General features: G+C 60.7%; 23 protein-coding genes. 9 read left to right on the top strand and 14 right to left on the bottom strand.

The genetic code is table 11. The annotated features are described in order from the left end of the window. Window positions 1-61 precede the first annotated feature (61 nt). Window positions 62-1,222 (top strand): IS30 family transposase, encoded by a 1,161-nt coding sequence (locus tag ACRRNM_RS12950; protein WP_435626700.1) that lies wholly within the window; start codon window positions 62-64, stop codon window positions 1,220-1,222. 140 nt (window positions 1,223-1,362) lie between these two features. Here ACRRNM_RS12950 and ACRRNM_RS12945 read toward each other — a convergent pair whose 3' ends face one another. Both ACRRNM_RS12945 and ACRRNM_RS12940 read right to left on the bottom strand, forming a co-directional pair. After that, complete coding sequence (locus ACRRNM_RS12945) at window positions 1,363-2,502, bottom strand: methyltransferase (protein WP_435628613.1); 1,140 nt, start codon at window positions 2,500-2,502, stop codon at window positions 1,363-1,365. A gap of 192 nt (window positions 2,503-2,694) precedes the next feature. Beyond that, window positions 2,695-3,888: a 6-phosphofructokinase gene (locus ACRRNM_RS12940; RefSeq protein WP_435628612.1), complete on the bottom strand. Its 1,194-nt coding sequence runs from the start codon at window positions 3,886-3,888 to the stop codon at window positions 2,695-2,697. Between the two features lie 115 nt (window positions 3,889-4,003). Between ACRRNM_RS12940 and ppa the strand changes: the two genes are divergently transcribed. The 4 genes from ppa (at window position 4,004) to ACRRNM_RS12920 (ending at window position 6,859) form a co-directional block, all read left to right on the top strand. Beyond that, window positions 4,004-4,549: an inorganic diphosphatase gene (gene ppa, locus ACRRNM_RS12935; RefSeq protein ID WP_435628611.1), complete on the top strand. Its 546-nt coding sequence runs from the start codon at window positions 4,004-4,006 to the stop codon at window positions 4,547-4,549. 25 nt (window positions 4,550-4,574) lie between these two features. Next, window positions 4,575-5,435 carry a bifunctional methylenetetrahydrofolate dehydrogenase/methenyltetrahydrofolate cyclohydrolase FolD gene (folD, locus tag ACRRNM_RS12930; RefSeq protein ID WP_435628610.1) on the top strand — a complete coding sequence of 287 codons (861 nt, stop codon included), beginning with the start codon at window positions 4,575-4,577 and terminating at the stop codon, window positions 5,433-5,435. A gap of 191 nt (window positions 5,436-5,626) precedes the next feature. Further along, window positions 5,627-6,496: a heavy metal-binding domain-containing protein gene (locus tag ACRRNM_RS12925; RefSeq protein WP_435628609.1), complete on the top strand. Its 870-nt coding sequence runs from the start codon at window positions 5,627-5,629 to the stop codon at window positions 6,494-6,496. Window positions 6,497-6,679: 183 nt separating this feature from the next. Then, on the top strand, window positions 6,680-6,859 hold the full coding sequence (locus tag ACRRNM_RS12920) for a DUF3012 domain-containing protein (RefSeq protein ID WP_435628608.1): 180 nt from the start codon (window positions 6,680-6,682) through the stop codon (window positions 6,857-6,859). 24 nt (window positions 6,860-6,883) lie between these two features. On the opposite strand, the gene ftsB is transcribed toward ACRRNM_RS12920, so the two are convergent. The 5 genes from ftsB to ACRRNM_RS12895 form a co-directional block, all read right to left on the bottom strand. Then, entirely contained in the window at window positions 6,884-7,225 is a 342-nt protein-coding gene (ftsB, locus tag ACRRNM_RS12915; RefSeq protein WP_435628607.1) for a cell division protein FtsB, read from the bottom strand. After that, window positions 7,225-8,508, bottom strand: a complete 1,284-nt coding sequence (gene eno / locus ACRRNM_RS12910) for a phosphopyruvate hydratase (protein WP_435628606.1) — start codon at window positions 8,506-8,508, stop codon at window positions 7,225-7,227. The genes ftsB and eno overlap by 1 nt, the downstream gene beginning before the upstream one ends. 19 nt (window positions 8,509-8,527) lie before the next feature. After that, window positions 8,528-9,379 carry a 3-deoxy-8-phosphooctulonate synthase gene (gene kdsA / locus ACRRNM_RS12905; protein WP_435628605.1) on the bottom strand — a complete coding sequence of 284 codons (852 nt, stop codon included), beginning with the start codon at window positions 9,377-9,379 and terminating at the stop codon, window positions 8,528-8,530. Continuing rightward, a complete protein-coding gene (locus ACRRNM_RS12900; RefSeq protein ID WP_435628604.1) occupies window positions 9,376-11,022 on the bottom strand; it encodes a CTP synthase in 1,647 nt (548 codons plus the stop codon). Before ACRRNM_RS12900 ends, kdsA begins: the two co-directional genes overlap by 4 nt. 73 nt (window positions 11,023-11,095) lie before the next feature. Then, the gene (locus ACRRNM_RS12895) at window positions 11,096-12,337 is read right to left on the bottom strand and encodes a YihY family inner membrane protein (RefSeq protein ID WP_435628603.1); all 1,242 of its coding nucleotides are present in this window, start codon (window positions 12,335-12,337) and stop codon (window positions 11,096-11,098) included. A 28-nt stretch (window positions 12,338-12,365) separates the two neighbouring features. Between ACRRNM_RS12895 and wrbA the strand changes: the two genes are divergently transcribed. Continuing rightward, complete coding sequence (gene wrbA, locus ACRRNM_RS12890) at window positions 12,366-12,968, top strand: NAD(P)H:quinone oxidoreductase (RefSeq protein WP_435628602.1); 603 nt, start codon at window positions 12,366-12,368, stop codon at window positions 12,966-12,968. A 73-nt stretch (window positions 12,969-13,041) separates the two neighbouring features. On the opposite strand, the gene ACRRNM_RS12885 is transcribed toward wrbA, so the two are convergent. From ACRRNM_RS12885 to ilvB, 7 genes are all read right to left on the bottom strand, one after another. Continuing rightward, the gene (locus ACRRNM_RS12885) at window positions 13,042-13,986 is read right to left on the bottom strand and encodes a pentapeptide repeat-containing protein (protein WP_435628601.1); all 945 of its coding nucleotides are present in this window, start codon (window positions 13,984-13,986) and stop codon (window positions 13,042-13,044) included. A gap of 330 nt (window positions 13,987-14,316) precedes the next feature. Then, entirely contained in the window at window positions 14,317-15,852 is a 1,536-nt protein-coding gene (locus ACRRNM_RS12880; RefSeq protein WP_435628600.1) for a 2-isopropylmalate synthase, read from the bottom strand. 189 nt (window positions 15,853-16,041) lie between these two features. Beyond that, window positions 16,042-16,791 carry a CDP-diacylglycerol--serine O-phosphatidyltransferase gene (gene pssA / locus ACRRNM_RS12875; RefSeq protein ID WP_435628599.1) on the bottom strand — a complete coding sequence of 250 codons (750 nt, stop codon included), beginning with the start codon at window positions 16,789-16,791 and terminating at the stop codon, window positions 16,042-16,044. A 12-nt stretch (window positions 16,792-16,803) separates the two neighbouring features. Beyond that, complete coding sequence (locus ACRRNM_RS12870) at window positions 16,804-17,454, bottom strand: phosphatidylserine decarboxylase (RefSeq protein ID WP_435628598.1); 651 nt, start codon at window positions 17,452-17,454, stop codon at window positions 16,804-16,806. Window positions 17,455-17,546: 92 nt separating this feature from the next. Continuing rightward, entirely contained in the window at window positions 17,547-18,563 is a 1,017-nt protein-coding gene (ilvC, locus tag ACRRNM_RS12865) for a ketol-acid reductoisomerase (RefSeq protein ID WP_435628597.1), read from the bottom strand. Window positions 18,564-18,671: 108 nt separating this feature from the next. Next, entirely contained in the window at window positions 18,672-19,163 is a 492-nt protein-coding gene (gene ilvN / locus ACRRNM_RS12860; RefSeq protein WP_435628596.1) for an acetolactate synthase small subunit, read from the bottom strand. Continuing rightward, window positions 19,163-20,872 (bottom strand): biosynthetic-type acetolactate synthase large subunit, encoded by a 1,710-nt coding sequence (gene ilvB, locus ACRRNM_RS12855; protein ID WP_435628694.1) that lies wholly within the window; start codon window positions 20,870-20,872, stop codon window positions 19,163-19,165. Before ilvB ends, ilvN begins: the two co-directional genes overlap by 1 nt. Window positions 20,873-21,013: 141 nt before the next feature. On the opposite strand from ilvB, the gene ACRRNM_RS12850 reads away from it, so the two are divergent. Genes ACRRNM_RS12850 through ACRRNM_RS12840 form a run of 3 tightly spaced genes read left to right on the top strand, consistent with a single transcriptional unit; the run spans window position 21,014 to window position 25,196 of the window. Continuing rightward, window positions 21,014-21,991 carry an ABC transporter permease gene (locus ACRRNM_RS12850; RefSeq protein ID WP_435628595.1) on the top strand — a complete coding sequence of 326 codons (978 nt, stop codon included), beginning with the start codon at window positions 21,014-21,016 and terminating at the stop codon, window positions 21,989-21,991. Next, window positions 21,988-23,355: an ABC transporter permease gene (locus ACRRNM_RS12845; RefSeq protein WP_435628594.1), complete on the top strand. Its 1,368-nt coding sequence runs from the start codon at window positions 21,988-21,990 to the stop codon at window positions 23,353-23,355. Before ACRRNM_RS12850 ends, ACRRNM_RS12845 begins: the two co-directional genes overlap by 4 nt. After that, window positions 23,355-25,196, top strand: a complete 1,842-nt coding sequence (locus tag ACRRNM_RS12840) for an ABC transporter ATP-binding protein (RefSeq protein ID WP_435628593.1) — start codon at window positions 23,355-23,357, stop codon at window positions 25,194-25,196. Before ACRRNM_RS12845 ends, ACRRNM_RS12840 begins: the two co-directional genes overlap by 1 nt. Window positions 25,197-25,199 lie beyond the last annotated feature (3 nt).

Here is a 25,199-nt window from a genome sequence, read left to right as displayed (position 1 = left end):
TGCGGATTCAACCCGTCGATGCAACACACTAAACTTTGCGAAAGCGAAAGGAGTGTTGCAGATGAAACAAAGACCTCGCATTCATTACACTGAATCCCAGAAGGCGCTGATGTGGGATCGCTGGCAGAAAGGCGATTCCCTTCAGCAGATCGCGCAGCTGTTTGATCGATACCATTCATCAATCGAGCGAATTTTGTCTGAGGCCGGCGGCATTCGGCCGATTCCTCGACGTCGTTCGAGACTGGCACTAACCTTGTCTGAACGTGAAGAAATCTCTCGATCAGTCGTTGCAGGGGATTCAATCCGCTCTATCGCCAAGAAGCTTGGCCGTGCCGCTTCGACAATTAGTCGAGAGATCGAACGTAACGGTGATCGAAAGAGCTATCGCGCAAGCCAGGCCGACCAGGCTGCCTGGGAGCGTGCGCATCGCCCCCAACCTTGTAAACTGGTGAAGAACCGCGCGATGGCACATATCGTGGCAGGCAAACTGAAAATGGCATGGTCACCGGAGCAGATTGCCGGATGGCTAAAATGCACCTATCCAGATGACGAGGACTATCAGGTGTCACACGAGACCATCTATCGCAGCCTCTACATCCAGGCCAGAGGCGCATTGAAGAAGGAACTTCTGGCCCACCTGCGGCGCACGCGAGTCATGCGCCGTTCGCGGCATCATACGCAGAAGACGGATAATCATGGCCGAATCACCGATGCGGTATCGATTAGCGAGCGTCCGGCCACGGCAGAAGACCGGGCAGTGCCAGGCCACTGGGAGGGCGACCTGCTGTGTGGGACTTTAAGTAGCCAGATTGCGACACTTGTTGAGCGCCAGACACGCTATGTGATGTTGGTGAAGGTGGCAGGAAAAGATACCGAGACCGTCATAAATGCATTGATCAAACATGCTCACAAGCTGCCGCAGGAACTTTACAAATCGCTGACGTGGGATCGAGGTAAGGAGATGGCGGACCACAAGCGCTTTACCTTGGCGACCGACATCAAGGTCTATTTCTGTGACCCTCAGAATCCTTGGCAGCGCGGGACGAATGAAAATACCAATGGATTGTTGAGACAGTACTTCCCAAAAGGGATGGACATCTCCGGATACACGCAAGCACAGCTAAATGGCGTGGCGAGGAAGCTAAATGAACGTCCAAGGAAGACGCTAAACTACGAAACACCGGCTGAACGATTTAACCAACTTGTTGCATCGACGGGTTGAATCCGCACCGAGGAGCAGTCGCTCATTTCAATCTCGCGGATCGTCTTACAAAGGGGCGGCTGCACGTCACGAGCATCCGCTGTCGGGCAACGTAATAACAGGATTGCCTGGCAATTTTGTGTCAAAACCAGCTTGCGCCCTCAACCCTTGACCGCCAGCCGCCACAGTGAGGTCACCTCCGCCGCGCGCGCGGCGTGCAGCGGATCATCAACATCCGAGACCTTGGGGTGATGCGGCCTGACATCCATCCGCCCCGCCACCCGCAGCCCTGCCGCATCGAATAGTGCCAGCAGCTCGTCTCTGGTGCGCAGCCCGAGATGTTCGGCAATATCCGACAGCACCAGCCAACCCTCGCCGCCCGGCTCCAGATGCGCGGGCAGCCCGCCGATGAAGGCACGCAACATGCGGCTGTCGACATCGAATATCGCATGTTCTATCGGGGAGCTGGGCCGCGCCGGGATCCACGGAGGGTTGCAGACAACCAGCGGCGCGCGTCCGGCAGGGAACATGTCCGCCTGCACCAATTCCACCTGCCCGTCCAACCCCAGCCGCGCCAGATTGTCGCGGGCACAGGCCAAGGCGCGCGGGTCCTGATCGGTCGCCACGACGCGCTTCACGCCACGGCGTGCCAGTACTGCGGCCAGCACGCCGGTGCCGGTGCCAATATCGAAAGCCAATGCCGTTGACGGCAGCGGCGCCTCGTTCACCAGCCCCACATACTCGCCGCGCACCGGCGAGAACACGCCGTAGTGCGGATGGATGCGCGCGCCCAGCCCTGATACGCCAAGGACAACAATCTCGACGCCCTTCTTGCGCCACTCATGCGCGCCGATCAGCCCCAGCAATTCGCGCAGCGGGACCACCGAAGCTCCGCTTGCCGGACCATACGCTTCGATGCATGCCTGGCGCATATCCGGGGCACGGCGTAGCGGGATTGCGTAGTCGCGATCCAGCGGCAGCAGGACCATGGCCAGCGTGCGCGCGCGTTGCGACTGTGCCTGGCGATGAAGGTGGAACGCCTCGGCGGGCAATGCGGAGGTCCTGCGCGCCTTGCGATTCGCGCGCCGCGACATCGCCTGCAGCAACTGGCGCGCGTTCTGGTAATCGCCGCGCCACAACAGCGCGGTACCTTCGCAGGCTAGGCGATATGCCTCGTCCGCCTTCATCGTGTCGTCGGCGACGACCACGCGCTTGGGCGGCGGCGCTCCGCTCTCCGACCGCCAGCGCGCGGAACAGGCCCTGCCCGCCTCGGTCCAGCTGATGGTTAGTTGCTCATTCATCGCGTGACGCCGCAGCCGAAAAACATCAAACCGTTTTTTTCGGCAGGCGCGGCCATGTCCTTCGCGGCGGATGCGCCACGTTGCTTATCCTTCATGCCTGATTTACCTGCTCGAGAAAGTGCGGCCTTTTTGTGATTGCCGTGATATCTCCAAATTCGTCACGCCCGAATCGCCAGAAGTGGCCAGAATATCCTACAGACGGCCCATCTTCGGCAACTCGCCTACCAGCGGGGCGACGTAGTCGATCCATGCCTGTGTAACGTCGTTGCCCGCCGTGTTGATGTATTCGTCCTTCATTTCGGTGGCAACCTTCGCCACCGACGACAACGGGGTAATGAAGCATTCGCTGGCGTATGGTTTGCTGCTGAGGCGGCGGATCGCCACCGAGCCGGGCTGGCCGGTGCCGGCGGCATGGTTCACCGCCACGGCGCCGACTTCGCGCGCCTCCCTGGCGTCGATCTCCGAAACAATCGTCGGAAAGGAGCGCTGCAGATAGCCGAAGGTGTCGGCGCGCACGCGCACCTTCTGACCTGGGAAGGCTTCCTTCACCAGCGCGGCCAGCGTGTCGCCCAATGCGCCGCTGCCGGAGAGCTGGATGTTGCCGTGCGAGTCGCGCTCGCCGCTGGTGGAGATCGGGTTGCCGTCCTTGTCGGAGATACCCTCGGAGGCGGCAATCACGCAGCGGCCGTATTTCGCCATCGTCTCGCGCACGTCCTGCTTGAACTTTTCGACATTGAACACGCGCTCCGGCAGGTAGATCAGGTGCGGACCATCGCCTTCCGCCTGGCGCGCCAGTGCGGAGGCGGCAGTGAGGAAACCTGCGCTGCGCCCCATCACCACGTTGACCTTGATGCCCTGCAGCGCACGATTGTCGCGGTCGTCGCCCATGAAGGCGAGTGCCACGAAGCGCGCCGCCGAGGCGAAGCCTGGGCAGTGGTCGGTGACCTTGAGGTCATTGTCGATGGTCTTGGGGATATGCACGGTGCAGAAATCGTAGTTCGCCTCTTTGGCCATCTCGGCGATGATGTGCGCGGTCTCGGCAGAATCGTTGCCGCCAATGTAGAAGAAATAACGCACGTCGTTCTTCCTGAACACCTCGAACACCTTCTCGCATTCGGCCTTTCCGGGTTTCAATCGCACCGAACCGAGCGCCGCCGCCGGGGTGGTGGCGACCAGCTCAAGCTGTTCGACGCTCTGCGTGGTCAGGTCGATGAAATCTTCCTTCATGATGCCGGCGATGCCGTGTCGCGCGCCGAGGATGCCGGTGATGCCGGGCTGTTTGCGCGCCGCCAGCACCGCGCCGACCAGCGACTGGTTGATGACGACGGTGGGGCCTCCCGATTGGCCGATGACCATTTTGCCGATTAGCTTCCCTTGCGCTGCCATGACATCACCTCCCAGTGACAAAGATGCTTCATTCTAAACTGAATACGGCTCTGCGGCATCGCCCTGCTTCGCTTATAATTGCGCGTTTTTTATTTTGCCAACTTTAAGGAATAGTATGAGCTTGTTAAATGTGCACCCCGGCGACAAGGTTCCCCATGAATGCAACGTCATCATCGAAATCCCCAAGCACGCCGATCCGGTAAAATACGAAGTAGACAAGGAATCCGGCGTGCTGGTGGTGGATCGCTTCATCGGATCGCTGATGCGCTATCCGTGCAATTACGGCTTCATCCCGGAAACCATCGCTGACGACGGCGACCCGGTGGACGTGCTGGTGATTACCCCATTCCCTATCGTTCATGGCGCCATCATCCCCTGCCGTCCGGTCGGCATGTTGAGCATGGAGGATGAAGGCGGCGGTGATGCCAAGATCATCGCCGTGCCCACCGACAAGCTGACCCCGCTTTACCATGAAGTTCTGTCTTACGAAGATCTGCCGAAGATCACGCTGGAGCAGATCAAACATTTCTTCGAGCTCTACAAGGCGCTGGAGCCGGGCAAATGGGTCAAGATCAAGGGCTGGGAAGGGGCTGAAGCGGCCCGTACGGAAATCATGAACGGCATCGAGCAGTACCGGAAGAAAATATTTACCGGCATCTAACGCATACAACAGACGGGAGCAAATCATGACAGCACGGATTATCGACGGCAAAACCATCGCCCAGCAGGTGCGCGCCGAGTGGAAGGAACGCGCCGATGCATCGAAAGCCAGAGGCGTCACGCCTGGGCTTGCAGTCATCATCGTCGGCGAAGACCCCGCCTCCAAGGTGTACGTCGCCAACAAGGTAAAGGCCTGCGCCGAACTCGGCCTGCATTCCGAGCACATCGTCATGTCCGCCGACACTCCGGAAACTGCGCTGCTGGCGAAGATCGCCGAGTTGAATAACGACCCGAAGATCCACGGCATCCTCGTGCAACTGCCCGTACCCAAGCATATCGACAGCGGCAAGGTGCTCGAAGCCATCAGCCCGGACAAGGACGTGGACGGCTTCCATCCGATGAACGTCGGTGCGCTGGTCACCGGCAACATGCGCTTCGCCCCCTGCACCCCCTACGGCGCGATGATTCTGCTGGAAAAATGCGGCGTCGCCATCGAAGGCAAGCACGCCGTGGTGGTCGGGCGCAGCAACATCGTCGGCAAGCCGATGGCGCTGATGCTGCTGCAGCACAACGCCACCGTCACCATCTGCACGTCGAAGACCGTCGACCTCGCCAAGTACACGCGCGATGCCGACATCCTCGTCGTCGCCACCGGCAGGGCGAAGATGATCACCGGCGACATGGTCAAGCCGGGTGCGGCGGTGATCGACGTCGGCATCAACCGCCTGCCCGACGGCAAGCTGTGCGGCGACGTGGATTTCGATTCGGCGAAGGAAGTGGCCGGCTGGATCACCCCGGTGCCCGGCGGCGTCGGCCCGATGACCATCACCATGCTGGTGGCGAACACGGTGCGCGCGGCTGAAATGCTGTCCGGTCTCGGCAAGTAAGCCGGCTGCCGGATTCCCGGAATACTCAAGGCCTCCTGCCAGAAACAGGAGGCCTTGTTGTTTTATCGGCAGCCGAGTCAACATGCCGCCCAGTGGCGATTTGTTTCAGGGTATGGCAACATTAGCCCGCAATATCTTGGACTGCTGTACTCCAGGTTTGAATCTCAATTCGTCCATCAGGAGAACAAAAAATGAAAAAACTTCTATTAGTCCCCCTTCTTGCGGCAATTGCACTGTTTGCTCAACCCGTCCTTGCGGAGGATGCCCACCATCCTGAAAAAACTGCGCAGGCGGCACAGGCCGGAACCGCCGGGATGGATGAACAGATGAGTGCTCATGAGAACATGATGCAGGAGTCGATGAAGTCGATGAACAAGATGCAGGCGCAGATGGCAACCATCCATCAGACCAAGGACCCGAAGAAACGCCAGAAGCTCCTGCAGGAACACCGGAAGAGCATGCTCGACAGCATCAAGATGGTGCGCGACATGATGGGCGGCATGGGCAAGGGATGCCCCATGATGGGAGGCGGCCACATGAAAGGTGGCCATATGATGGGAGGCTGCGGCATGATGGGCGGTGCAGGCTGTCCCATGATGGGCGGCAATCCGGCCGGCCAGCCCGACAGCAATCCCGATGCCGCTCCCGCCGCACAGGCTAACCCCGCCCAGACGGCCACCGGTAAAACCACGTCCAGCCCAGAAGGAAAAGTCTGGACATGCCCCATGCATCCCAACGTCGTGCGCGACCAGCCGGGCCTCTGCCCGATTTGCGGCATGGAGCTCGTGGAAAAGGGGCAGGCGGGTGCCACACAGGGGCAAGGCCATATGATGGGTTGTCCCATGATGGGCGGCTCTGGTTGCAAGATGGGTGGCGACATGAAGTGCCCAATGATGGGTGGTTCCGGTGGCTCAGGTGGCTGCATGATGGGCGGCGCGGGTTGCCCCATGATGGGTAGTGGCGGCTGTCCGATGATGGGAATGGCGGGCAAGCATATGGACATGATGCTTATGCTGATGGAGCAGATGATCGAGCACGACGAGGCCGCCGCCCGGCGGTAAGCTGCAAGGCTTGCTCAAAACCGACAAGGCCTCCTGTCCAAAACAGGAGGCCTTGTTGTTTTGTTGGGGCGGCGGCTTACTCAGCATGCTGCCCGGATTGAGCTTTTTGCAGCCCGCCTGCAGAATGGCGCCTCATCCCGGATGCATCGTCCGCACTTCAACCGTTTGAAAAGGATTTTTTCCATGAATGCAACAACACGCTTCGTCATGCTCGTCCTGACTGCCCTGCTGGCTTTATCGCTCGGGGGTTGTGCGCCTGAAGTAGGAAGCGAAAAATGGTGCGCGAACCTGAAGGAAAAACCCAAAGGTGAGTGGAGTCTCAATGAGACCACCGATTATGCGAAACACTGCCTCATCAAATAGATTTTACGGAAATCCCTGGATGCGTTATCTGATGGCGCCGGAAACGGCAGAAGCCGGCGAGAGTTCCGGCTGCTTCGGCGCCACCGGTGCGGATGGTTTTTCCAGAATCTGGAAAAAAACTTCGTCGCGCTTGATCATGCCGAGTTCGCTGCGTGCGCGCTCCTCGATGGCTTCGGTTCCCTGCTTGAGGTCGCGCACTTCGGCGTCCAGCATGGCGTTGCGTGCCTGGGTCTGCTGATTGACCTGCTGCTGTGCCTCGACCTGGCGGTTCATATCCCATACTTTCAACCAGCTTCCCTTGCCCAGCCATAGCGGGTACTGCAACAACAGCAGCAGGATAGCCAGTATCAGTGTGACAACACGCATTAACTCAACTGATAGTACGCCTCGCGCCCCGGATAGGAGGCGGTATCGCCCAGGTCTTCCTCAATGCGCAGCAACTGGTTGTACTTCGCCATGCGGTCGGAGCGCGACAGAGAGCCGGTCTTGATCTGCATGGTGTTGGTTGCCACCGCGAGATCGGCGATGAATGAGTCCTCGGTCTCGCCGGAGCGGTGCGAGATCACCGCTGTATAACCGGCACGTTTGGCCATTTCGATTGCGGCGAAGGTCTCGGTCAGGGTGCCGATCTGGTTAACCTTGATCAGGATGGCGTTCGCCAGCCCTTGTCGAATGCCTTCGCGCAGGATCTTGGTATTGGTGACGAACACGTCATCGCCCACCAGCTGGATATTCTTGCCGAGGCGCGCGGTGAGTTGCTTCCAGCCCTCCCAGTCATGCTCGCTCATGCCGTCTTCGATGGTGATGACCGGATACTTGTCCACCCAGGCGGCGTACAGGTCGATGATCTGCGCGGAGCTAAGGGTCAGCCCGTCCGCCTTCAGGTGGTACTGGCCGTCCTTGTAGAATTCCGACGCGGCGGCATCGATGCCGATTGCCACGTCTGCACCGGGCGTATAACCTGCGGCCTCGATGGCTTCCACGATGACTTTCAGCGCGGCCTCGTTGGAGCCCAGTGCAGGGGCGAAGCCGCCCTCGTCGCCCACCGTGGTACTGAGGCCGCGGTGGTGCAGGATTTTTTTCAGGTTGTGGAATACCTCGGCGCCGCAGCGCAGCGCCTCGCGGAAGCTCTGGCTGCCCACGGGGACGATCATGAATTCCTGGATGTCCGCACCGCCCTCGGCGTGCGCCCCGCCGTTGATGATGTTCATCATCGGCACCGGCATTTCCATGCGTGCGGCGCCGCCCAGGTAGCGGTACAGCGGCAGGCCGCTTTCTTCCGCCGCGGCACGAGCCACGGCCATCGACACCGCGAGGATCGCATTCGCACCAATGCGTGATTTGTTTTCGGTACCGTCCAGCTCGATCATGGTCTGGTCGATGAAAGCCTGTTCCGCCGCATCCAGCCCGACGATCGCCTCAGCGATTTCGGTGTTCACGTATTCCACCGCCTTGAGCACACCCTTGCCGAGGTAGCGCTGCTTGTCGTCATCGCGCAGTTCCACGGCCTCCTTGGTGCCGGTGGATGCACCGGACGGCACGGCGGCACGCCCCATCACGCCGGACTCCAGCAGCACATCCGCTTCCACGGTGGGGTTGCCGCGCGAATCCAGGATTTCACGGGCGATTACGTCAACGATAGCGCTCATAATTTTTCCTCTACTTTGCTTAAATATTTTTCAGGTCGAGATTTTCTTCGATCAACCCCTGCCGCTTGACAGTCTCATCCAGCGCCATCAGGGTCTGTAGCAACGCCTTGAGATGCCCGAGCGGAAAAGCATTCGGTCCATCCGACAGCGCCTTGGCCGGGTCTGGATGCGTCTCCATGAACAAACCGGAAATCCCTGCCGCGACCGCCGCACGCGCAAGCACCGGCACGAACTCGCGCTGCCCGCCGCTGGCCGTGCCCTGCCCGCCCGGCAGCTGCACCGAATGCGTCGCATCGAACACCACCGGGCAACCGGTATTGCGCATCACCGCGAGCGAGCGCATGTCCGACACCAGGTTGTTGTAGCCGAACGATGCGCCGCGCTCGCAGACCATGATGTTTTCCTGGCCACTGGCGTCGCGCGCCTTTGCCACAACGTTCTGCATATCCCACGGCGACAGGAACTGCCCCTTCTTGATATTCACCGGCTTGCCCGCGCTCGCCGCGGCCTGGATGAAGTCGGTCTGGCGGCACAGGAAGGCCGGGGTTTGCAGCACATCCACGACCGCCGCAACCGGCGCGATCTCCTCGATGTCATGCACGTCGGTCAGCACCGGTACGCCGATTTGCGCCTTCACTTCGTCGAGAATTTTCAACCCGGCATCCAGGCCGAAGCCGCGAAACGACTTTCCGGAACTGCGGTTGGCCTTGTCGTAGGAGGACTTGTAGATGAAGGGCATCTTCAATTCATTGCAGATTTCCTTCAGCGCCCCGGCAGTATCCAGCGCCATTTGCCGAGACTCGATCACGCATGGACCGGCAATCAGGAACAGCGGCCGATTCAGGCCGACTTCAAATCCACACAGCTTCATACCGATTCCTTGCGGCGCAATGCCGCCTCGATATAGGACCTGAACAGCGGATGACCGGCACGCGGGGTGGAAGTGAATTCGGGATGGAACTGCACGCCGACGAACCACGGGTGCATGGACTGCGGCAGTTCCATCATCTCCGGCAGATCCTCGGAAGGGGTGCGCGCGGAAATAATCAGCCCGGCCTTCTCCAGCGCGGGCACGTAATGGTTATTCACCTCATAGCGATGGCGGTGCCGCTCGTTCACCTCGTCACCATAGATGTGCTGTGCGAGCGTGCCGGATCTGATCGGGCAGCGTTGTGAGCCAAGGCGCATCGTGCCGCCCATATCCGAATCAGTGCCGCGCTTCTCCACTTTACCGTCACGATCGCGCCATTCGGTGATCAGCGCCACGACCGGATGCTCGGATTCGAGGTTGAATTCGGTGCTGTTCGCGTCAGTCATGCCCGCGACATGTCGCGCATATTCGATCACCGCGAGCTGCATCCCCAGGCAGATGCCCAGGTAAGGTATCTTGTTTTCGCGCGCAAAGCGGATCGCGGCGATCTTGCCTTCGGTGCCGCGCTTGCCGAAGCCGCCCGGTACCAGAATTGCGTCGAAATGCGCCAAGCTCTGCGCACCGGAAGTCTCGAGGTTTTCCGAATCGATGTACTCGATATCCACCCTGGTCGAGGTATGGATGCCGGCATGGCGCAGCGCCTCGATCAGTGACTTGTAGGACTCGGTCAGATCGACGTATTTGCCGACCATGCCGATGGTGATGTGGTGCTTGGGATTCTCCTGCGCGACAACGAGTTTCTGCCACACCGACAGGTCGGCTGGCGGCGGGGTCAGCGCCAGTTCTTCGCAAACGATGCGATCCAGCCCCTGTTCGTTCAGCATTTGCGGGACTTTGTAGATGCTGTCCACGTCCCACATCGAGATCACGCCCTCTTCGCGCACGTTGGCGAACAGCGAAATCTTGGCGCGCTCGTCGTCGGGAATGCGCCGGTCGGCGCGGCACAGCAACGCGGTGGGGAAAATGCCGATCTCGCGCAGCTTCTGTACGCTGTGCTGCGTCGGCTTGGTCTTGAGTTCGCCGGCGGTCGCGATGTAAGGCACCAGGGTCAGGTGCACGTAAGCCACCTGGTTGCGCCCCATGCGCAGTCCCATCTGCCGCGCCGCCTCGAGGAACGGCAGCGACTCGATGTCGCCGACCGTGCCGCCGATCTCGACAATCGCCACATCGACCTTGCCGTCATGCGAGGCGGCCGCGCCACGCTCGACGAACGCCTGGATTTCGTTGGTGATATGCGGGATCACCTGCACCGTCTTGCCCAGATACTCGCCGCGCCGCTCCTTGCGGATCACGCTGTCGTAAATCTGCCCGGTGGTGAAGTTGTTGGCCTTGCGCATCTTCGCGGAGATAAAGCGCTCGTAATGCCCCAGGTCCAGGTCGGTTTCCGCACCGTCCTCGGTGACGAACACCTCGCCGTGCTGGAACGGGCTCATCGTACCCGGGTCAACGTTGATGTAGGGGTCCAGCTTGAGCATCGTCACCTTGAGGCCGCGCGATTCGAGGATGGCCGCAAGTGAAGCGGCGGCGATGCCCTTCCCGAGAGAAGACACAACGCCGCCGGTGATAAAAATATACTTGGTCATGGAGTGCGATGATACCGTAAAACGGCCCGCCCTCAAAATTCCGGCAGGCTGCGCAGCCACGCTCTATACGCCGTTACGCGCCGCCTCCGGAAGCCAGCCCGCAAGGCTCGGCGCCGCGCGCAAAAAGCTCCTGCAAGGTCAGATCGGCACCCTGTTCGATCTGCCCGGCACAGGCCGCAATCCATTGCCGCAGCGGGTCGTCGCTCGGGCCGGCCGGCAATGCGCCGCAATCAAGCACGAACAGGTGCAACAGTTCGGCGGCATGAGTATGTTTCGTGTCGCGCATCAGCAACCAGCCTTGCCCCTCCGCCTTGCGCACCATATCGGCGCCGACCAGCTTTTCGAGAATTTTCTCCAGCGTGTCATAGCCGAGATGCAGAGACCCGGACATTTCCGGGAAGGTGCTCACCCTGCCCTGCTGCAATCCGATCGCCAGGAATTGCAGGATGCGCAGCGCGTCCAGCAACCGGGCGGCGGGCGATGAATTCTGCGCTGCAGGAGCGCGCCAGTGCGACAGCGACGCCGCGATCACCGCGCCGAGCAGGGTGGCCAGCCAGGACAGATAAATCCACATCAGGAAAACCGGCACGCTGGCGAACGCCCCGTACACCAGCTTGTAAGTGGGAAAATGACTGATGTAATAGCCGAACACGCGATTCATGGATTCGAAGACGACTGCGGCCGCGACCGCGCCGATCAGGGCATGCGAGCGCGGCACATGGCGGTTCGGCACCAGTTCGAACAGCATGGCGAACGCCAGCGTGGTGAACAACACCGGCAGTATCTTCAGCGAACCCACACCAAACACCGGAATCTGCTTGGCGTAGCCCATCGACAGCCCGACCAGCCAGGAAGTCAGCGACAGGCTCGCGCCGATGAGCAGCGGTGCGAGCGTGAGCACCGCCCAGTAGATCACCAGCCGCTTGAACAGCGGCCGCGGGCGGGACACCCTCCAGATGGTGTTGAACGCATGGTCTATGGTCAGCATCATCAGCATGGCCGTCACCGCAAGAAACACGATGCCGACCGCCGTGAGGCGCATCGCGCTCTCGGCAAACTGCCGCATATATTGCGTGATGATTTTCCCCGCCATGTCCGGCATCAGGTTGCTGACCAGGTAAGCCTTGATCTGGCTGGAAAAATCCTCGAATACCGGAAACGCCGAAAACATTGCCAGGGCGATGGTCAGCAACGGCACCAGCGACAACAGCGTGGTAAAGGTCAGGCTCGCCGCAATCTGGATACAACGGTCCTGATGGAAGCGCAGCGCGACGAAGCGCATAAAATTCAGAGAGTCCCGCCAATTCTTTTGCATGTCCAATTCGTTTCCCTATAATGCACGCATGATAACCGACAAGGAAATCCTGGTGCTGTACTACAGCCAGCACGGCGCCACGCGGCAGATGGCGCAGCTCGTCGCGCGCGGCATCGAGCAGGCAGGCGGCGTGCGCGCGAGGCTGCGCACCGTGCCCAAGGTTTCTGCAGTGTGCGAGGCGACCGAGCCCTGCATTCCGCCCGACGGCGCGCCTTACGCCGAACTACGCGACCTCGAGGAATGCATCGGCGTCGCCCTGGGCAGCCCCACCCGCTTCGGCAACATGGCCTCCGCGATGAAACATTTCTGGGACGGCACCGGAGGGCTGTGGATGAGGCATGCGCTGGCCGGCAAACCCGCCGCGCTGTTCACTTCCAGCGGCAGCATGCACGGCGGACAGGAAAGCACCCTGCTGTCGATGATGCTGCCGCTGCTGCATCACGGCATGATCATCGTCGGCCTGCCCTACTCCGAGCCGGAGCTCTCCGCCACACAACGCGGCGGTACACCGTATGGTGCGAGCCATGTAGCCGGTATTTCCGGCGACCAGCCGGTTTCGGAAGCCGAGAAAAAATTATGCATGGCGCTCGGCAAACGGCTCGCGCTGACCGCATTGAAACTCTCGGCGTAGCCAGACCGCGCATCGACTGGCCCGAAAAACAAAAGGGCACGCATCGCGTGCCCTTTCTCTTTGATCCGCCGATTTACTTGCTCTTGGTCTTTGCTTTTGCCGCCGGCTTAACCGGCTGAACCGGCTTGATTTCCGCTACGGCCGGCTCGGCTTTTACCGGTTCGGCCTTCACCGGCTCAGTAACCGGCTCCGTTTTTTTTTCAGGCATGCAACTGCTATTGTTCACCGTGCCGTTGGGCATGACGGTATTGCACAGAGTCGCACCGGTCAGCGTGGCACCGGCGATATTGGCGCCGCTCAGGTCGGCATCGGTCAGATCGGCGTTCAGCAGGATCGCCCCCGTCAGGTTGGCGTGCTCCAGTTGCGCGCCGCGCAGCACCGCCTTGTTCAGGTTGGCTTCGGTCAGATTGGCTTGCGCCAGGTTGGCGCGGGTCAGGTTGGCGCGCGCCAGGTTGGCCTCGGTCAGGTTGGCCTTGCCGAGATTGGCCTTGAACAGGTTGGCCTGCGCGAGGTTGCCCATGAAGAGTTGCGCACCGGAAAGATTGGCGGAGCCCAGGTTGGACTCGGACAGCGCAGCATTCATGCATACCGTGCGCGGCTGGATCACGCAGCCATTGATGGCATTCTCCACAGCCTCGGCCTGGTCAGCCTTGGCGGTTTTTTTGGCGGGACAATTCGCACCGCTGTTCACCACACCATTCGGCATCGTGGTACGGCAGAAAATAGCGTTGTTGAACTTTGCGTTGTCAATTTCCGCATCGGTCAGATTGGTATCGGTCAAATTGGCTTCGCTGAGGTTTGCACCCTTGAGCTTGGCGCGGGTCAGATTCGCCCCAGTCAGGTTGGCGCCGGTCAGGTCGGCGTAATACAGCGTGATGTCGGTCATCTCCGCTTCGGTGAAATTACCACCCATCAGCTTGCCGTGGTAAATCTGTGCGCTCCTGAGATTGGCCTTGGTCAGGTTGGCGCGCGATAGGTCGCCTTCCCAGAGATGCGCTTCCTGCAAATTCGCCTGCACCAGATTTTTTCCGGAAAACTCTGCATGAGGGCATTGAGAATGCGGAATGATTTGGCATTCTGCCCAACTTGCATTGGCCGCCAGCGAAGCCAGTAGAAACGTCGAACTCAACAAAATTTTCTTCAAGATAATCTCCGGTAAAATTTGGGGGAATAGCGGGAGTTCAGAATTATTCTGCCTCGCAAGTTGCGAGGGCAGAATTATGACTGCGCATCCTGTCGCTGGTTCAAGAATAATTGTTTCAAAATGTTAGGGTAGGCGCGCTAAACCTATTGCAGCCCCCCGGAGATGGCAAGACGCCCGAACAAACCGGATTTCCGGAAGCTCCCTTCACAACTGCGGATGAGCGCGCTCAAGCTTGCTGTGCAACTTATTGAGCGCATTCAGATAAGCCTTGGCCGAGGCCACCACGATGTCGGTATCCGCGCCCTGCCCATTGACGATCCGGCCACCTTTGGCCAAACGCACCGTCACCTCGCCCTGCGCGTCGGTGCCGCTGGTGATGTTATTCACCGAATACAGTTGCAGCTCGGTGCCGCTGTGCACGATTTTCTCGATGGCCTGGAAAGTTGCATCCACCGGTCCGCCGCCCTGCGCCTCGGCCTCGTGCTGCTCGCTGCCGATGCCCATCACCACCCTGGCGACCGGCAATATCCCGGTCTCGCTGTGGGCACGCATGGAAACCAGGCGGTAATGCTCGCTGACATGCGCCACCGCCTCGTCGCTGACCAAGGCCTGCAAATCCTCATCGAAAATTTCGTGCTTGCGATCTGCCAGTTCCTTGAAGCGCTGGAATGCGGCATTAAATGCCTCTTCCGAATCGAACTCGATATTCAATTCGGCAAAACGCTGGCGCAAGGCATTGCGCCCAGAGAGCTTGCCCAGCGTCAGCTTGTTGGCGTTCCAGCCCACATCCTCGGCGCGCATGATCTCGTAGGTCTCGCGGTGCTTGAGCACGCCGTCCTGGTGGATGCCGGATTCGTGCGCGAAGGCGTTCGCGCCCACGATCGCCTTGTTCGGCTGCACCGGATAGCCGGTGATGCTGGAAACCAGCTTGGAAGTCGGCACGATCTGCGTGGTATCGATGCGCGTGTCGAGGTTGAACACGTCGCGGCGCGTCCTGATCGCCATCACGACTTCTTCCAGCGAGGCGTTGCCGGCGCGTTCGCCGAGGCCGTTGATGGTGCACTCGACCTGGCGCGCGCCGTTCATCACCGCGGCTAACGAATTCGCCACCGCAAGACCCAGATCGTTGTGGCAATGCGTGGACCAGACCACCTTGTCCGAACCCGGCACGCGTGCGATCAATTGCTTGATGCGCTCGCCCCACGCGGCGGGAATCGAATAACCCACCGTGTCCGGCACGTTCATTGTTTTGGCCCCGGCCTTAATCACCGCGTCGAACACGCGCACCAGAAAGTCCATCTCCGAGCGCACCGCATCCTCGGCGGAGAATTCCACGTCATCGGTGTATTCCAGCGCCCACTTCACCGCGCTGACCGCACGCTCCACCACCTGATCCTCGGTCATACGCAACTTGTGCTGCATATGGATCGGGCTGGTGGCGATGAAGGTGTGGATGCGCCCGGACTTGGCGGGCTTGATCGCCTCGCCGGCGCGACGCACGTCGTTCTCGCTGGCGCGCGCCAGCGAGCACACCGTGGAATTTTTCACGGTTTCGGCGACCGCCTTGACCGCCTCGAAATCGCCCGGGCTCGCGGCGGCGAAGCCCGCCTCGATCACATCTACGCCGAGCTTTTCGAGCTGGCGAGCGATGCGAATCTTCATTTCCCGGGTCATCGACGCGCCGGGGCTCTGCTCGCCGTCGCGCAAGGTGGTGTCGAAAATAATCAATTTGTCTGTCATGGTAAAACTCCGGTGCGGATAGGTTAAACCTGCGTAACCGTTGTACGGTTCGCGCGCTCACTTCAAATTTGCAAGGTGTGATTAGCGCACGCAGCGCAGCAGCAGCGCAGCCAGCAGGCTGAACGTGGAGTGGAGTGTCGCGATGAGCGTAGAAAAATGCATGGGGTGGATATTACCAGTTTTATCGCTTCAGGCAATGGGCTGTTGTTTTTTGCGCAAGCGCAGCACCCACAGCACATAGCCGGACAGAGCATAACCCATGAACAACGCGAACAGCACACCGGGCGGGTAACTGGAGATCAGGATGAAGAACAGCGCAATCAGGAAAATCGCCACGAACGGCACGCTCTTGCGCATGTTCAGATCCTTGAAACTGTAGAACGGCAGGTTGCTGACCATGGAAAGCCCTGCAAACACCGTCAGCGCCGCCGCATACCAGCGCAGATCACCGCCCTTGAAACCGTAATCCAGCATCACCCAGACGAAGCCCGCCACCAGCGCGGCGGCGGCCGGGCTGGGCAAACCCTGGAAATAGCGTTTATCGACCACGTCAATGTTGGTGTTGAAGCGCGCGAGGCGCAACGCGGTAGCGGCGCAGTAGATGAAGGCGGCGAACCAGCCCCACTTGCCCAGCCCCTTCAGCGCCCATTCGTAGACGACCAGCGCCGGTGCGACGCCGAACGAAACCATGTCGGACAGGCTATCGTATTCGGCGCCGAATTCACTTTGCGTATGCGTCAGCCGTGCCACGCGACCATCGATCCCGTCCAGCACCATGGCAACAAAGATCGCGACAGCCGCAAACTCGAAGCGCTGATTCATCGCCTGCACGATCGCGTAGAAACCGGCGAACAGCGCGCCGGTGGTGAACAGGTTGGGCAGCAGGTAAATGCCGCGCCTGCGCAGATTCATCGGCTTGCGGATGTCGAATTCGTCCATGTACCTAGGCTATCAGCTTTGGGGGAGAACCGCCAGAATGGTGGTGGTTGCCGACACCTTGTCACCGATGCTGACCTTCACGGCGGCATCCAGCGGCAGGTAAACGTCCACACGCGAGCCGAAGCGGATGAAACCGTAGCGCTGGCCGCGCGCCAACTGATCGCCCGCCTTAACGTAGCACAGGATGCGCCGCGCGATCAGCCCCGCCACCTGGACAAAGGTCACGGCCTGCCCGCCTGCAGTCTTCAACACCACGGCATTGCGCTCGTTCTCCGCGGAAGCCTTGTCGAGATCGGCGTTCACGAACTTGCCGGGAAAATACTGCACCTGCTCGACCGTACCATCCACCGGGCTGCGGTTGGAATGTACGTTAAACACGTTCATGAACACGCTGATCAGAATCGCCTCACGCTGCCCATAGGGATCCTGGGTGCGTTCGACCTTGATGACCCGGCCATCGGCAGGTGACAGTACCGCACCGGCATCCTGTGGAATCTCGCGCGGAGGGTCGCGAAAAAACTGCACTACGAACAGCACAACCACCCAAGCCAGGAATTCGGGGATGCCGCCGGTAAGGCCGGACAACAGCAACGCAAGGGCGATGGAGCCGATCAGGAATGGCCAGCCCTCGCGGGCGATGATGGGGTGGGGATAATTTTTCATTTAAGCCTGTAGCAGGTAGCTTGTGGCTGGTAGCACCCTCACCCAAAGCTCCCCGGAGTGGAGCTACAGGCTGCGAGCTACCAGCTACCAGCCTAGTTCTTCGATTGGTCGACCAGCTTGTTCTTGCCGATCCACGGCATCATCGCGCGCAACTGGCCGCCGACTTTTTCAATCGGGTGTTCGGCATTCAAGCGGCGGCGCGCGGTCATTTCCGGATAATTGGTGCGGCCTTCCAGGATGAACTGTTTGGCGTAGGAACCGTTCTGGATGTTCTTCAGGCATTCCTTCATCGCGGCACGCGCCTCGCCGGCGATCACGCGCTGGCCGGTCACGTATTCGCCGTATTCCGCGTTATTGGAAATCGAGTAGTTCATGTTGGCGATGCCGCCTTCATACATCAGGTCGACGATCAGCTTCAGTTCGTGCAGGCATTCGAAGTAGGCCATCTCCGGCGCGTAGCCCGCTTCGGTCAACGTCTCGAAGCCTGCCTTGACAAGCTCCACCGCACCGCCGCACAACACGGCCTGTTCGCCGAACAGGTCGGTCTCGGTTTCTTCGCGGAAGTTGGTCTCGATCACGCCGCCCTTGGTGCCGCCGTTCGCCGCCGCATAGGACAAGGCAATATCCTTGGCCTTGCCGGACTTGTCCTGGTACACCGCGATCAGGGTCGGTACGCCGCCGCCCTTGAGGTACTCGGAGCGCACGGTATGGCCGGGACCTTTCGGCGCGATCATGATCACGTCCACATTGGCGGGCGGCACGATCTGGTTGTAGTGGATGTTAAAGCCGTGGGCGAACGCCAATGCGGCGCCGGCTTTCAGGTTCTTTGCCACGTCGGCGTGATACACCTCCGGCATGGTTTCGTCCGGCAACAGAATCATCACCACATCGGCACCCTTCACCGCATCGGCGATCTCGGCAACCTTATGACCGGCAGCCTCGGCCTTGGCCCAGGATGCACCGCCCTTGCGCAGCGCGACCGTCACGTTGACGCCTGATTCCTTCAGGTTCTGGGCATGGGCGTGGCCCTGCGAGCCGTAGCCGATGATGGTTACCTGCTTGCCCTTGATCAGGGAAAGGTCTGCGTCTTTGTCGTAATAAATTTTCATAACTACTCCTTAAAAAATGCGTGAAATGTGAAACGTGAAACGTGAAAGGTGTCTGCGGGCATGCTCATCCTCGCGTTTCACCTTTCACGTTTCACTTTTCACGGTTATTCACAGTTTCAAAATCCTGTCGCCGCGCCCGATACCGGAAGCACCGGTACGCACCGTTTCCAGGATCAGGTCACGGCCGATCTTTTCCAGGAGGCTGTCCAGTTCGGCGCATGAGCCGGTCAACTCGATCGTGTAGGTATGGCTTGTCTCATCGATGATGCGTCCGCGAAATGTATCCGCCATGCTTTTCAATTCCTTACGCGCATCGCCTTCGGCGCGCACCTTGACCAGCATCAGCTCGCGCTCGAGATGCTCTCCCTCGCTCAGGTCGATCATTGCCGCGACATCCACCAGCTTGTTGAGCTGCTTGTTGATCTGTTCGATCACCGCATCCGAACCGCTGGTGACGATGGTCATGCGCGACAGGGTCGGGTCTTCGGTCGGCGCAACCGACAAGGATTCGATATTATAACCGCGCGCCGAGAACAGGCCCGCCACGCGCGACAGGGCGCCCGCCTCGTTTTCCATCAGCAGGGAAATAATGTGCCGCATTACAGTTCCTCCGCCAGGATGATCTCCGACAAGCCCCGGCCGCCGGGAACCATCGGGTAGACGTTTTCCGTCGGATCGGTGCGGAAATCCATGAACACCAGGTCGTGCTTGCGCGCGAAGGCTTCTTTCAGCGCCGGTTCGACGTCAGCGGGCTTCTCGATGCGCATCCCGACATGGCCGTACGCCTCGGCCAGTTTGACGAAATCCGGCAGTGCATTCATGTAGGTCTCGGAATAGCGGTTGCCGTGGAAAAACTCCTGCCACTGCCGCACCATGCCCAGATAGCCGTTATTGAGCGCGATAATCTTGATTGGCAGGTGGAATTGCTTGCAGGTGGACAGTTCCTGGATGTTCATCTGGATGCTGCCCTCGCCCGTCACGCAGGCCACCGTCGCGCCGGGGTTGACCATCTGCACGCCCATCGCCGCCGGCAGGCCGAAACCCATCGTGCCCAGGCCGCCGGAAGTGACCCAGTGGCGCGGCTTGTCGAACTTATAATACTGCGCCGTCCACATCTGGTGCTGCCCGACGTCGGTTGTAATGAACGCATCACCGCCGGTAATCTCATGCAGCTTCTCGATGACGAATTGCGGCTTGATGATTTCGGTGGAATTCTTGTAGCGCATTCTGCCGCCCACGGCGCGCCATTCGTCCACCTGCTTCCACCACGCGGCAACAGCCGCGGCATCGGTTTTTTGCCTGCTGCCGCGCAGCACATCCAGCAACTCATCGAGCACCAGCTTCACATCGCCGACGATGGGCAGATCCACCTTGACGCGCTTGGCGATCGAGGAGGGATCGATGTCGATGTGGATGATCTTGCGCGGCACTTCGGCAAAGTGTTCGACGTTGCCGATCACGCGGTCGTCGAAGCGCGCGCCGACCGCCAGCAGCACGTCGCAATGCTGCATCGCCATGTTCGCTTCATAGGTGCCGTGCATGCCAAGCATGCCGACGAAGTGCTTGTCGCTGGCCGGGAAACCGCCGAGTCCCATCAGCGTGTTGGTACATGGGAAGTCCAGCAAGCGCACCAGGTCGGTTAGTTGCGCGGAGGCATCGGACAGCACCACGCCGCCGCCCGCATAGATCATCGGGCGCTTGGCTTCCAGCAGCATCTGCGCGGCGTGCCTGATCTGGCCGCTGTCGCCCTTCCCTGCCGGATGATAGGAGCGGATGTTTACGCTGGCCGGGTATTCAAAGGTGGTCCTGTGGTTGGACACATCCTTGGGGATATCCACCAGCACCGGGCCGGGACGCCCCGACTTGGCGAGGTAAAACGCCTTCTTGATGGTCGAGGCGATGTCCTTCACGTCCTTGACCAGGAAGTTGTGCTTCACGCAGGGACGGGTGATGCCCACCGCATCGACTTCCTGGAAGGCATCCTCGCCGATCGCGCCGGTCGGAACCTGGCCGCTGATGACGACCATCGGCGTGGAATCCATGTAGGCAGTGGCGATACCGGTCACGGCATTGGTCAGCCCCGGCCCGGAGGTGACGAGCGCCACGCCCACCTTATCGGAAGAGCGCGCATAGCCGTCGGCCGCGTGCACCGCAGCCTGCTCGTGGCGCACCAGCACATGCTTGACCTTGTCCTGCTTGAACAGCTCGTCATAAATGAACAACACCGCCCCGCCGGGATAGCCAAACACATATTCGACCTGCTCCTCCTGCAAACAGCGGATAAGTATCTCCGCGCCGGTCAACTCCATCACAAACACCCTGAGATTTAAGCCAAAAAGAACCGCGTAAGATAAAGGTTGGCGGCATTTTGGTCAACCTTGATACCGGCTTTTAACGGGATATTGCCCTATAATTCGCGCAACCGTTACCCACCCGCCCATAGAAACCCGATGCTTGCCTACCTGCTGCGCCGCATCCTGTATGCCGTGCCGATCCTGATCGGGGTAAACCTGCTCACCTTTGCGCTGTTCTTCGTGGTGAACACCCCGGACGACATGGCGCGCATGCAACTCGGGATCAAGCGCGTCACACCCGAGGCGATCGAAAAATGGAAGCAACAGCGCGGTTACGACAAGCCGCTGTTCCTGAATAGCACCGCGAGCGGCGCGGGCAAAGCCACCGACACGATTTTCTGGCAGAAGTCCGCCAGCATGTTCGCCTTCGACTTCGGTTACTCCGACGACGGGCGCAGCATTTCACGGGAAATCCAGACACGCATGATGCCGAGCCTGGCGATCGCGCTGCCGACCTTCCTCATCGGGCTCGTCGTCTATGTCAGTTTTGCGCTGCTGATGACGCTGTTCCGCGCCACCGCGCTGGACATCGCGGGCGTGTCGCTGTGCGTACTGCTGATGTCCATCTCCGGCCTGTTCTATATCATCGGCGGGCAGTTCGTCGTGAGCAAGCTCTGGCACCTCGTACCGATTTCCGGCTATGCGGGCGGAGCCGACAGCTTCAAGTTCGTGGTGCTACCCATCCTCATCGGCGTGGTCAGCGGCATCGGCTCCAGCAGCCGCTGGTACCGCACCATCTTCCTCGAAGAAATCGGTAAGGACTACGTGCGCACCGCGCGTGCCAAGGGCCTATCCGAGCTGCGCGTGCTGTTCCGCCATGTACTGAAGAACGCGATGATCCCGATCCTCACCGGCGTGGTCGTGGTGATCCCGCTGCTGTTCATGGGCAGCCTGCTCACCGAATCGTTCTTCGGCATTCCCGGCCTCGGCAGCTACACCATCGACGCGATCAACGCGCAGGATTTTTCCGTAGTGCGCGCAATGGTATTCCTCGGCTCGGCGCTGTATATCGCGGGGCTGATCCTCACCGACATTTCCTACACCATAGTTGATCCGAGGGTGAGATTGCAATGAGCTTCATACCGGTCATCCTATGGAGCGACGCGCTGGTATTCCTGCTGCTGGCAGCGGGTATCGCGACGGCCTGGTATGTGCGCCGACGCGAGCATCTGCTGCTGCCGTGGCGGCGCGTCGCACAAAGTGCCACGGCGATGGTGTCGCTGCTGGTGCTGTCGCTATTCCTGCTGGTCGGATTGCTGGATACCCTGCATTACCGTGCCGCGCTGCCGCAAAGCAATGGCGGCGAGAAAGTGTATTCGCCGGAGGTACTGAGCGTGTTCGACAAGCTGGTCGAGCCACTGCGCACGCGGACCGAAAAGACCTATTCCGCGCCTTTCGCGCTGACGCTGCATGCCAAGGAGAGCGTGACTGACGCACAGGGCAACGTGCTGCGCGACTATCCGCGCCTGAAATACGGCGGCGCACACCTGGCCGATGCAGCGCAGCGCGGCGGCAACATGCTGAAGCGCGCCCTGCTGGGTGCGCTGGGCGGGTTTCTGGCGGGGCTGCTGATTGCGCTGACCGGCCGGCGATGGCTGGCGCAACGCGGCTTGCCGCTGCGCCCCATGCTGGTCGCAACGCTGATTCTCGCCACCCTGGTCGGCACCGTTGTCAGCTTGGCCTCCGCCTACCACGTGCTCGGTACCGACAAAGTCGGACAGGATGTGCTCTACCTGTCGCTGAAGAGCATCCGCACCGGGCTGATCATCGGCACGGTGACCACGCTGGTCACGCTGCCGCTGGCGCTGCTGCTCGGCATCGCAGCAGGCTATTTCCGCGGCTGGGTGGACGACGTCATCCAGTATGTCTACACCGTGCTGAGTTCGATTCCGAGCGTGCTGCTGATCGCGGCGGCGGTGCTGATGATGCAGGTCACCATCGACACTCACCCGGAGTGGTTCGATACCTCCGCGTCGCGTGCCGACCTGCGCTTGGTGTTCCTGTGCCTGATCCTCGGCGTCACGAGCTGGACCGGGCTATGCCGCCTGCTGCGCGGCGAGACGCTCAAGCTGCGTGAGCTGGAATACATCCAGGCGGCGCAGTCCTTCGGCGTATCTTCCATGCGCATCCTCATGCGCCACATCGTGCCGAACGTGATGCATATTGTGCTGATCGCGCTGGTGATGGATTTCAGCGCGCTGGTGCTGGCCGAGGCGGTGCTATCCTATGTCGGCGTCGGCGTCGATCCGTCGATGATCAGCTTCGGCACGATGATCAACGCCGCGCGGCTGGAAATGGCGCGCGAACCGATGGTGTGGTGGGCGCTGACGGCAGCCTTCGGCTTCATGCTGGTGCTGGTGCTCGCAGCCAACCTGTTTGCCGACGCGGTGCGCGACGCGTTCGACCCGCGCCTGAGCCGGACGGAGGCTGCGGCGTAATGGGCGATATCCTCAGCGTCTCCGGCTTGGTGACTCAACTACGCAACGGTGCGCGCATCGTGGACGGCATCTCGTTCAAGATTGCTGCGGGCGAAACCTTTGCGCTGCTCGGCGAATCGGGCTGCGGCAAGTCCATGACCGCGCTGTCGCTGCTGCGCCTGTTGCCGGATGGCGTGGCGCATGCGGGCGGTTCGGTGCAGCTCGATGGCGTCGAACTGACGCAACTGCGCGAGCGCGAAATGCGCGAGGTACGCGGCGGCACGATGGCGATGATTTTCCAGGAGCCAGGCTTAAGCCTGAACCCGGTGCTGGCAGTCGGGCAGCAGATCGCCGAGGCGCTGGCTCTGCATCAGAATCTGCATGGCGCGGCGGCAGAGGCACGCTGCATCGACCTGCTGCAACAGGTCGGCATCCCCGATGCTCCGCGCCGTTTGCACGAATATCCCTTCCAGTTTTCCGGCGGGATGAAACAGCGCGTGATGATCGCGATGGCGCTGGCCGGACAGCCAAAACTGCTGATTGCCGACGAGCCGACCACCGCGCTGGACGTGACGATTCAGGCGCAGGTGCTGCAACTGCTGCGCGACACACAGGACGCCTGCGGCATGTCGCTGCTGCTGATCACCCACGATCTCGGCGTGGTGGCGGAAATGGCGCACCGGGTCGGGGTGATGTATGCCGGGCAGATCGTCGAGCAGGCCAGCCGCGCGCAGTTGTTTGCCCAGCCGCTGCATCCCTACACACAACAATTGTTCGCCGCCCTGCCCGATGCGGCGCGGCGCGGAGAAGCGCTGGCCGCCATTCCCGGCAGCGTACCCCCGCCGGGCAGCATCTCGCAGGGCTGCCGCTTTGCACCGCGCTGCAACAAGGCGTGGACGTTGTGCAGCGAACAGACACCGGGCTGGACTGCGGTTGGGGATGGACAGGGGGTGAGGTGCCATCTTTATGGAGAAGGGAAAAGAGAGAAGGGAGAAGGGGAAAAACCAGAAGCGCCATCTACCCTTCCCTCTTCCCCCTTCTCCCTTCACGGCTCTACCCCTTCTCTCTTGCAGGTCGAAAACCTGCAAGTCTATTTCCCCATCCGCAAAGGCATCCTGCAGCGCGCAGTCGGGCAGGTGAAGGCGGTAGACGGCGTGTCGCTGGCGATTCCACAGGGGCGCACGCTGGCGCTGGTCGGCGAATCCGGCTGCGGCAAGACCACGCTGGGCAAGGCCGTGCTGCAATTGATTCCGCCCACGGCGGGCAGCGTGCAGTTTGCCGGGCGCGAGCTGACCGGACTTGTGGGGCGCGAATTGCGCGCGCGGCGTGCGGCGATGCAGATGGTGTTCCAGGATCCTTACGCCTCGCTGAACCCGAAGATGCGCGTCGCGGAAATTCTCGAAGAGGGCATGGCCGCACTGAGCATCGGAGGCGACAGCGCGGCGCGCCAGACGCATATCGACACCCTGCTCGACCAGGTCGGCCTGGCGCACAACGCCAAGTGGCGCTATCCGCATGAGTTCTCCGGCGGGCAGCGACAACGCATCGCGATCGCACGCGCGCTGGCCGTATCGCCGCAACTGCTGATCTGCGACGAACCGACCAGCGCGCTGGATGTATCGGTGCAAGCGCAAATCCTGAACCTGCTGAAAGCGCTGCAACGGGAATTGAACCTGAGTTACCTGTTCATCACGCACAACCTCGCGGTGGTGGAATACCTCGCGCATGAAGTGTGCGTGATGTACCAGGGGCGCATTGTCGAACGCGGCACTGCGGAAGAGGTATTGCGCGCGCCCAACCATCCTTACACACAAACCCTGTTGTCCGCCGTGCCGCGTATCGACAGCAAGGGAAGGGGCTGATTC

This window comes from Ferrigenium straubiae, assembly GCF_051257895.1.
In the GTDB taxonomy this organism is placed as follows: domain Bacteria; phylum Pseudomonadota; class Gammaproteobacteria; order Burkholderiales; family Gallionellaceae; genus Gallionella; species Gallionella straubiae.
Note: the sequence above shows the minus strand (reverse complement) of the source record. Positions and strands in the feature narration are given on the sequence as shown.

What these genes read in the sequence shown, in the direction of transcription:
- ACRRNM_RS12950 (WP_435626700.1), top strand. Translation starts at nt 62, where the DNA reads ATGAAACAAAGACCTCGCATTCATTACACTGAATCCCAGAAGGCGCTG.
- ACRRNM_RS12945 (WP_435628613.1), bottom strand. Translation starts at nt 2,502, where the DNA reads ATGAATGAGCAACTAACCATCAGCTGGACCGAGGCGGGCAGGGCCTGT.
- ACRRNM_RS12940 (WP_435628612.1), bottom strand. Translation starts at nt 3,888, where the DNA reads ATGGCAGCGCAAGGGAAGCTAATCGGCAAAATGGTCATCGGCCAATCG.
- ppa (WP_435628611.1), top strand. Translation starts at nt 4,004, where the DNA reads ATGAGCTTGTTAAATGTGCACCCCGGCGACAAGGTTCCCCATGAATGC.
- folD (WP_435628610.1), top strand. Translation starts at nt 4,575, where the DNA reads ATGACAGCACGGATTATCGACGGCAAAACCATCGCCCAGCAGGTGCGC.
- ACRRNM_RS12925 (WP_435628609.1), top strand. Translation starts at nt 5,627, where the DNA reads ATGAAAAAACTTCTATTAGTCCCCCTTCTTGCGGCAATTGCACTGTTT.
- ACRRNM_RS12920 (WP_435628608.1), top strand. Translation starts at nt 6,680, where the DNA reads ATGAATGCAACAACACGCTTCGTCATGCTCGTCCTGACTGCCCTGCTG.
- ftsB (WP_435628607.1), bottom strand. Translation starts at nt 7,225, where the DNA reads ATGCGTGTTGTCACACTGATACTGGCTATCCTGCTGCTGTTGTTGCAG.
- eno (WP_435628606.1), bottom strand. Translation starts at nt 8,508, where the DNA reads ATGAGCGCTATCGTTGACGTAATCGCCCGTGAAATCCTGGATTCGCGC.
- kdsA (WP_435628605.1), bottom strand. Translation starts at nt 9,379, where the DNA reads ATGAAGCTGTGTGGATTTGAAGTCGGCCTGAATCGGCCGCTGTTCCTG.
- ACRRNM_RS12900 (WP_435628604.1), bottom strand. Translation starts at nt 11,022, where the DNA reads ATGACCAAGTATATTTTTATCACCGGCGGCGTTGTGTCTTCTCTCGGG.
- ACRRNM_RS12895 (WP_435628603.1), bottom strand. Translation starts at nt 12,337, where the DNA reads ATGCAAAAGAATTGGCGGGACTCTCTGAATTTTATGCGCTTCGTCGCG.
- wrbA (WP_435628602.1), top strand. Translation starts at nt 12,366, where the DNA reads ATGATAACCGACAAGGAAATCCTGGTGCTGTACTACAGCCAGCACGGC.
- ACRRNM_RS12880 (WP_435628600.1), bottom strand. Translation starts at nt 15,852, where the DNA reads ATGACAGACAAATTGATTATTTTCGACACCACCTTGCGCGACGGCGAG.
- pssA (WP_435628599.1), bottom strand. Translation starts at nt 16,791, where the DNA reads ATGGACGAATTCGACATCCGCAAGCCGATGAATCTGCGCAGGCGCGGC.
- ACRRNM_RS12870 (WP_435628598.1), bottom strand. Translation starts at nt 17,454, where the DNA reads ATGAAAAATTATCCCCACCCCATCATCGCCCGCGAGGGCTGGCCATTC.
- ilvC (WP_435628597.1), bottom strand. Translation starts at nt 18,563, where the DNA reads ATGAAAATTTATTACGACAAAGACGCAGACCTTTCCCTGATCAAGGGC.
- ilvN (WP_435628596.1), bottom strand. Translation starts at nt 19,163, where the DNA reads ATGCGGCACATTATTTCCCTGCTGATGGAAAACGAGGCGGGCGCCCTG.
- ilvB (WP_435628694.1), bottom strand. Translation starts at nt 20,872, where the DNA reads ATGGAGTTGACCGGCGCGGAGATACTTATCCGCTGTTTGCAGGAGGAG.
- ACRRNM_RS12850 (WP_435628595.1), top strand. Translation starts at nt 21,014, where the DNA reads ATGCTTGCCTACCTGCTGCGCCGCATCCTGTATGCCGTGCCGATCCTG.
- ACRRNM_RS12845 (WP_435628594.1), top strand. Translation starts at nt 21,988, where the DNA reads ATGAGCTTCATACCGGTCATCCTATGGAGCGACGCGCTGGTATTCCTG.
- ACRRNM_RS12840 (WP_435628593.1), top strand. Translation starts at nt 23,355, where the DNA reads ATGGGCGATATCCTCAGCGTCTCCGGCTTGGTGACTCAACTACGCAAC.